At 70.2% G+C, this 6394-nt stretch carries 7 protein-coding genes and 2 pseudogenes; 4 read left to right on the plus strand and 5 right to left on the minus strand.

The window, feature by feature from the left end; translation table 11 throughout:
- From QR77_RS49660 to QR77_RS49665, 3 genes and pseudogenes are all read left to right on the plus strand, one after another.
- On the plus strand, positions 1 to 642 hold a 642-nt coding region (locus QR77_RS49660; RefSeq protein WP_040026972.1), incomplete at its 5' end, for an ABC transporter substrate-binding protein.
- A 161-nt stretch (positions 643 to 803) separates the two neighbouring features.
- Positions 804 to 1271, plus strand: a complete 468-nt coding sequence (locus tag QR77_RS44610) for a GNAT family N-acetyltransferase (RefSeq protein WP_236711225.1) — start codon at positions 804 to 806, stop codon at positions 1269 to 1271.
- A pseudogene (locus QR77_RS49665) lies at positions 1208 to 1440 on the plus strand (hypothetical protein); the annotation flags it as partial. The gene QR77_RS44610 and the pseudogene QR77_RS49665, both read left to right, overlap by 64 nt.
- An 11-nt stretch (positions 1441 to 1451) precedes the next feature.
- On the opposite strand, the gene QR77_RS41080 reads toward QR77_RS49665, so the two are convergent.
- The 4 genes from QR77_RS41080 to QR77_RS41100 all read right to left on the minus strand — a co-directional run bounded on the left by QR77_RS41080 (position 1452) and on the right by QR77_RS41100 (position 5881).
- On the minus strand, positions 1452 to 2210 hold the full coding sequence (locus QR77_RS41080; protein WP_040026973.1) for a hypothetical protein: 759 nt from the start codon (positions 2208 to 2210) through the stop codon (positions 1452 to 1454).
- A 227-nt stretch (positions 2211 to 2437) separates the two neighbouring features.
- The gene (locus tag QR77_RS41085) at positions 2438 to 3901 is read right to left on the minus strand and encodes an oxygenase MpaB family protein (protein WP_040026974.1); all 1464 of its coding nucleotides are present in this window, start codon (positions 3899 to 3901) and stop codon (positions 2438 to 2440) included.
- Positions 3898 to 4584 carry a polyprenyl diphosphate synthase gene (gene uppS / locus QR77_RS41090; protein WP_040029579.1) on the minus strand — a complete coding sequence of 229 codons (687 nt, stop codon included), beginning with the start codon at positions 4582 to 4584 and terminating at the stop codon, positions 3898 to 3900. The genes QR77_RS41085 and uppS overlap by 4 nt, the downstream gene beginning before the upstream one ends.
- A gap of 1069 nt (positions 4585 to 5653) precedes the next feature.
- On the minus strand, positions 5654 to 5881 hold the full coding sequence (locus tag QR77_RS41100) for a DUF6480 family protein (protein WP_040026977.1): 228 nt from the start codon (positions 5879 to 5881) through the stop codon (positions 5654 to 5656).
- Between the two features lie 97 nt (positions 5882 to 5978).
- Here QR77_RS41100 and QR77_RS49670 point away from each other — a divergent pair.
- Positions 5979 to 6077, plus strand: a pseudogene (locus QR77_RS49670) (IS5/IS1182 family transposase); the annotation flags it as partial.
- On the opposite strand, the gene QR77_RS41105 reads toward QR77_RS49670, so the two are convergent.
- The coding region (locus QR77_RS41105; protein WP_078877958.1) for a helicase associated domain-containing protein at positions 6049 to 6394 on the minus strand (346 nt) is incomplete at its 5' end. The pseudogene QR77_RS49670 and the gene QR77_RS41105 sit on opposite strands and share 29 nt — an antisense overlap.

The raw sequence follows: 6394 nt of genomic DNA on the forward strand, positions 1-6394 counted from the left end.
TACGCCGCAGAACAAGCCGGGTTGACCGTGGTCGAGCAGAAGATCAAGCCGACGGACAACGACATGTCGGCGCAGGTCGCCGCGCTCAAACGGGCCGGTGTCAAGGCGGTGATCGTCAGCGCGGGCCCCCGCCAGGCGGCCTCCCTCGTCGGCGTCGCCGCGGCCACCGGCTTCCAGGTCCCCGTCATCGGCAACAACTCCGCCTTCGCGCCCCAACTCCTCGCCACCCCGGCCGGACCCGCCCTGATGAAGGACTACTACGTCGCCGCCTCCACCCTCCCCATCGGCTCCACGGAAGCAGCACCGGCGAAGCTCGCGAAGGAGTACGCGGCGGCCTACCCCGAGGACGTCCTCGACAACGGAGTGGTCGCCGGGTACACCGCCGCACAGGTCTACGGCGACGTCCTCAAGAAGGCCTGCACCGCCAAGGACCTCACCCGGGAGGGCGTCGGCAAGGCGCTGCTCACCGTGACCGCGTACCGCAGCGGCTTCGGCATCACGCACAACTTCTCCGACCCGGCCGCGCCCTCCACCCGCGAGTCCGTGATCATGAAGCCGGACGACAAGGTCCCCGGCGGCCTGCGCGTGGTGCGCCCCGCCGAGGTCTCCCCGGCGGCGGAGTCCTTCCAGGTGGGCGGCTGACCAGGCCCGCCGAACGACCCGGAGTCGGGGCGTGCGGATACGGAACGCCCGCCCCGACGAGGCCGAGGCCCTCAGTGCGCTGATGCTGCGTTCCAAGGCGCATGGGGTACGACGGCCTCCTGACCGCCTGTCGGGACGAACTCACCCTCGCCGCGTACGAGATGGCGGCGAGGCGGGTCGTCGTCGCGGAGGACGAGCGGTCCGGTGAGCTGCTCGGTGTCGCCTCGCTGGAGGGCGAGGCCCCGAACGGCACACTCGGCCTGCTCTTCGTGGAGCCCGGCCTGATCGGGCGCGGTATCGGCAGGACGCTGTACGCGCACCTCCTCGACACCGCCCGCGCGGCCGGCTTCACCCGGCTGACCGTCCCTCCGCCCCGCACGCCGTCGGCTTCGACCGCACCCTCCGGCGCCCGGCCCCTGGCAGGGCTGCGGGCGGCCGGGCACTACGGGTGCCTCGCCGCGCTGACCCCCGCCCATCCGCACATCACCGTCCCCGCGCAGTGGCACGTCACCGCCCGTGTAGCCGCCGCACGCCTGATCGCCGCGCGGGCGAACGGGGCCTGGTGGACTTGTCGCTGGTCAGCGTGGACTCGACCACAGCCCGGGCCCATCATGATGCCGCGGGGATGATCATGGAGCCCGGGACCCTGGACGCGTTGGAGAAGGCCGCCGCGGAAAAAGGGGCACCAGCGAGGAACAAGACGGCCAACTGGACCCCGAGCGGGAGGAACGTCGCCGCGTGAGGCGTCGCAGCGGGGCCCGCCTCGCCGCCGCTGACCCGGGACGTTCTCGCGGCGGACTGGTTCTCACTCAGCTCGAACGAGCAACGACCTGTCTGACGACGGAGAAGCGCCTTTCACACTCCGGGCAGGTTGCCTCGCCGAAGGCATAGGTCCAGGCGTGCGCCACATCCTCGTGGCCGTCCGCCAGAGCCAGCTCGTGGAGACGGCGGCCAAGGCCGTCGAGGGCGCCAGGATCGGCCGGATGAAGAGGGAGGGTTTCGACATCGTCGGAAAGGGCGTAGTCCTCCGACGCACTGAAGAAGCCCCGCTCACCAATGATCACCCATACCGTCGCGCAGCCGTCTGGGTCGGGGCACTCGAGCTCGTACTCCTCACTGACGATGCCCCAGGTCAGGTCCTCTGCCCAGTGGATGTCGCCCTCCAGGTTCAGAACCGTCTCAAGCAGGTGGCAGTAGTCATTCCGGTCAGCGGTGGCCTGCCGCCACCGGTTCGCGGCGGCCAGCAGACGTGCGACTTCGGGGGTGTGCTGGTCTCGCAGCTTCTGGGTCTCGTATCGCTGGTCGGCCTGAACCAGGAGCGCACCGGCCAGGTGGAGGGCTGAAGCCGCCGTGCCGGCATCCTCGCCCTCAGCCATGTTCATCAGCGAAAGCAGTACCAGCGGATGAGACACGTCGAGGGAGCCGTTGTGATAAAGCTCCGTCCATAGGTCGCTCCAGGCCTGACTGTCCCGACCGGCCGCGGCACGGTCCAGCAAGGTGGCCAGGCGGCCGGAATCGGCCTCGTCTGCACGGGAAACCGGGGAACTACTCGTCATCTCGACATCCAAGCAGACCCCGGAAATCCTCCTTCTACGCCCGTGGCGGCCGGAAACGAAGTCGAATCCGCCGGACGTGCTTCGAAGCGCAGTCAGAGGATCCAGGACGCACTGAGTCCATCGCCGACCAGTACGTGAACGACCCCGGCAGGCTGACCGGCGAGCAGGTCCGGCACGGGCCCGAAAGGACGTAGGCGCGGGAGCGTGCAGCCGTAGCCGCCAATCCCGGCACGGGCTCGTCAGGCGTCGGCGAGGAGAGGGTCGTACGGGGTGCCCGTGCGTCGGCCCGCCATGAAGGAGAGGAATACGCCCACGAAGGCGCTCTGGCCGTAGGCGCCGTCGGTGGTGGTGAGGTCGCGGTGGAAGGCGGCGCGGAAGAGGGTTCGGTACTCGTCCGCGTCGATGCTCCCGTTGCCGTCCTTGTCGGTGGCGTCGAAGAGGACCTCGGCGACGCGGATGAGCGCGGGTCCGGCGAGGGAGGGGACGGCGGTGGCGTACTCGTTGGCGCTGACACGGCCGTCGCCGTCCGTGTCCAGGGCGGCCTGGAGTTCGCGCCACCAGGCGGCAAAGGCGTCGTAGAGCCGTGTCTCCTCGGGTTCGTCCAGGTCGAGGCGGGTGGAGAGTTCACGTGCCATGGCGGCGAGGTCAGGCCAGTCGAGGTAGCCGTCGCCGGTCTGGTCCAGCACTGTGCGGAAGAACTCCTCCGCCGAGCGTCGGTTCTCTTCGGTGCCTGCCGAAGGTGCCGGGTCGGGGATGGTGTCGCCGCTCAGTGGTGTGAGGAGGCGGAGCAGGGCCGACGCCCGCTTCATGCGGGCGCGCAGGGCAGTCATGGTCCGGGCGCGGGGGTCGTCGCTGTCGGGCGAGAGGGACAGAGTCTCGATGATGCTTTCGGCATTGATCCAGCCCTCGGGCAGGAAACGGGTGAGCCCGGCGGCGAGGTAGGCGCCCTGCATCAGAGTCGGGGCCCCGGGCATCTCGGGCAGGCCGGCCCTGCGCCGGTAAGGCTCGGGGAGCGAGGCGACGGTGATCGCGCCGAGGAGCGGTCCGGCGACAGCACGGCCGGCCGCCCACAGTGTCGGCGCGCCATCGAGCAACGCAGGGGCGGGCAGGTGGTCGAAGAGCCGGTAGAGGATGATGCGGGCCGCCTCGGTGTTCTCCAGCTCGTTATTGACAACCCGGTCGAAGTATCGCCAGAAGTCGTTCAGGTCCTCGGGGAGTTCTGCGGCGTCGCCGTCGAGCGCGGCGAGGAACGCGCGGTACTCGGCGTACATCCGCTCCATCGTGTCCTGGTCGAGCGGCTGGCCGCTCAACCGGCACATGGTGACGCCGCTTTCGAAGAGAGTGGCGACCACCCAGGCGCGGGTCGCGCGGTCCATCGCGTCGTAGGCGCGGCCGCGGGGGTCTGAGCCGCTCATGCGGGCGTGCAGCCGGTTGAGTCGGGCGGCCTCCCGTTCGCGTACCGCAGGGTCGGCGTCGAACATGCGCCGCATGCTGAGGAAGGTGTTGCGCAGTCGGCGCCAGGGGTGGGCGACGAAGGTGGAGTTGTCCGCGAGGGCGGCGCCGATCTGCGGGTGGGCGGCCTCCAGTACGGTGGCGCGGATCATGGCCAGCGCCCAGCGCGGGTCGTCGAAGAAGGCGCGGAACTGTGATTCCGGGCCGAACAAGGGTGCCTCGTAGGCCGTTCCCGTGGTTCCAGTCGTCATGACGGGTCTCCGTTCGTCTGGGGCGGCACGCCGCCGAAGCGGCGGTCACGGCGCCGGTAGGTGTGCAGGCAGGCGAGGAAGTCGGGGGCCCGGAAGTCCGGCCAGAGCGCCTCGGGGAAGACCCACTCGGCGTAGGCGACCTGCCAGAGCATGAAGTTGGAGATGCGCTGCTCACCGGAGGTGCGGATGACCAGATCCACATCGGGGGTGTCGGGGAAGGGCAGGTGGTCCGCGAAGAGCCGCTCGGTCACCTCGTCGGCGGGCGTCCCGCTGCGGATCAGCGACCTTGCGGCCTCGACGATGTCCTGGCGCCCGCCGTGGTCGAAGGCGACGGTCAGCGTCATCCCCTGGTTGTCGGCGGTCAGCACCGCCAGATCGTCGAAGTCCCTGGCCAGTTCACGGGGGATGCGCGGATCGGCGACCCCGAGGAAACGGCAGCGGATGCCGCGCGCGAGCAGCAGCGGCGCATGCTTCCGTACAACCCTGCGCACCAGACGCATCAGATAGTCGACCTCGGTGCCGGGACGGTTCCAGTTCTCGGTCGAGAAGGCGTACAGGCTGAGCCACTCCACGCCGGCGGCCCGGGCCGCCTCGATGACGTCGATGACAGCGGTCTCCGCAGCTCGGTGACCCGCCGTACGGGGAAGCGAACGCCGCTGCGCCCAACGGCCGTTGCCGTCCATCACGCAGGCCACGTGCCGCGGCCCCGCGCGCGCGGCCCCGTTGTCCCGCTGCTGCCCGCCCGGCTGGTCCTCCGTCACCGCGCGTGCGCGCGGGACGCCGTGGTCCGTCATGCCCGGCCCCGCTCCGTCCGGAGCGGCACGACCGGCAGTACCGCGCTCGGTCACACCCACCCTGCCTCGCCGCTCCCGCCTCGACCACGCCCCACCGGCGCGTTCCCTCCCAGGAGTCTGACAGCGCGGAAGGGCCCTGACCGGCCGAACGAGTGACGTCACCGTAAATTCGTACGTTCGAATCTGTCCGAGTGTCAGAGCGGCGAACTCGCGCACAGGTCCCTTCAAAGCTTCGGTACAGGGCGGGCGGCACCGAACGCACCCTTCCCGCGTACGGCCCGGCGGTCGCGCGCTTCCGAGGCGTGTGACGCGCTGAGCCTGGTTTCCGAGCCCCGTACCGTCACCGCCGGGCGCTGCCCGGTCATGGAAGTCGCCGGAGTTCCGCACGAGCTGATCCGCTGGACCGCGCGCCGCAGCGAGCAGATCGCCGCCTGCTGCCGGACCTTGAACACGAGTACGTCACCGCCACCGACGACGAAGGGAACCTGAAGGTCCTGTCCATGGTCTCCGAGCGGGCACGGGCGAAGCTGAACCGGATCGCCGCACGCAAGACACGCCCCGCGAAGCCGCAAACCCTTCTCCCTCACGGGGGCCGGCGGCGGAGGGCTTGAGCGCCGTGTACGGCAGCGGTTCCCAGCACCACACCCAGCAGCCGGGGCCGCTGGGCTCGTCCTGGTTCTGGCCGGGCGGCCAGGACCAGGACCTACCCCGCGACCGGCCACGGAGGCTCGGACGCCGGCCTGTGCCGGCCCGCGGACGCAGGCACATTACGGATGGTGACGACGTCGGTGGGTTCCATACCGTCCCAACGGATGACCACCGAGGCGGACGCGGTGTGTCTTATGTCGGCCGACGCCGTGGTGTGGCTCGGCCTGTCGGGCGCACTGGGTGAGCCCGAACTGCCTGGAACTCCGAGCCGGACCAGGGCTCACGGCACAAGGAAGCCGTCCCTCTTCCCTCACGTGATCAGGAGCACCGCGTACGCGAGGAAGAATCCGGCGACCAGCACCACGACGATGCCGATAGCGATCAACGGGCCCGTGGCCCAGCCCTTCGGTGCGGCATGCCTCGGTCCGGCCTCCGAGGTGCTCCCCTCGGCCGGCGGAGTCTCACCGGGAGGTACACCCCCGCCGCGTTCAAGACCGGGGGTGGAGTCGGGGTCGGGATCGGGGTTGGATGCCCTCATAGCCCCCATGGTGGGGCCCGCTGCTCAGCTCTGCACCCCGAGATTCGCGTATGGCGGGGCGGGCGCTAAGGCGTCCGGATGCCGGCCGCCGACGCCAGCGTCCGACGACCGGTGTCGGCCGCTGGTCTTCGTGCTGACCGCCGGGCAGGCCGGCGACACCCCGGCTTTCACCGACGTGATGGCTCGCTTGCGCGTTCCCCGCCCATGCCGATGGTGGAGAGTTGTTCGGTGCGCTGTGGGGTCAGGGTGGCGGCCCGGGAGCGCTGGTTCGCGACCCATGCACCGAGTTTCAGATGCACGACCCGCTGTTCCCGGCCGTCCCCTTCTCCGTCTCCGTCTCCGTCGCTGCCGATGCCGATGACGATGTGCTCGACCCATTTGCGGGGGACGTGCAGGTGTCCTTCGCGTTCGTAGTACTGCCGGGCGGCAGCCAAGTTGGCAGCCCATTTGTCGGTCTGCGTACTGACGCTGGGCGGGGGGTTTGTTGGTGTACGGCGAGGCGGCTGGCCTGGT

It is taken from the genome of Streptomyces sp. 150FB (genome assembly GCF_000818195.1).
In the GTDB taxonomy this organism is placed as follows: Bacteria; Actinomycetota; Actinomycetes; order Streptomycetales; family Streptomycetaceae; genus Streptomyces.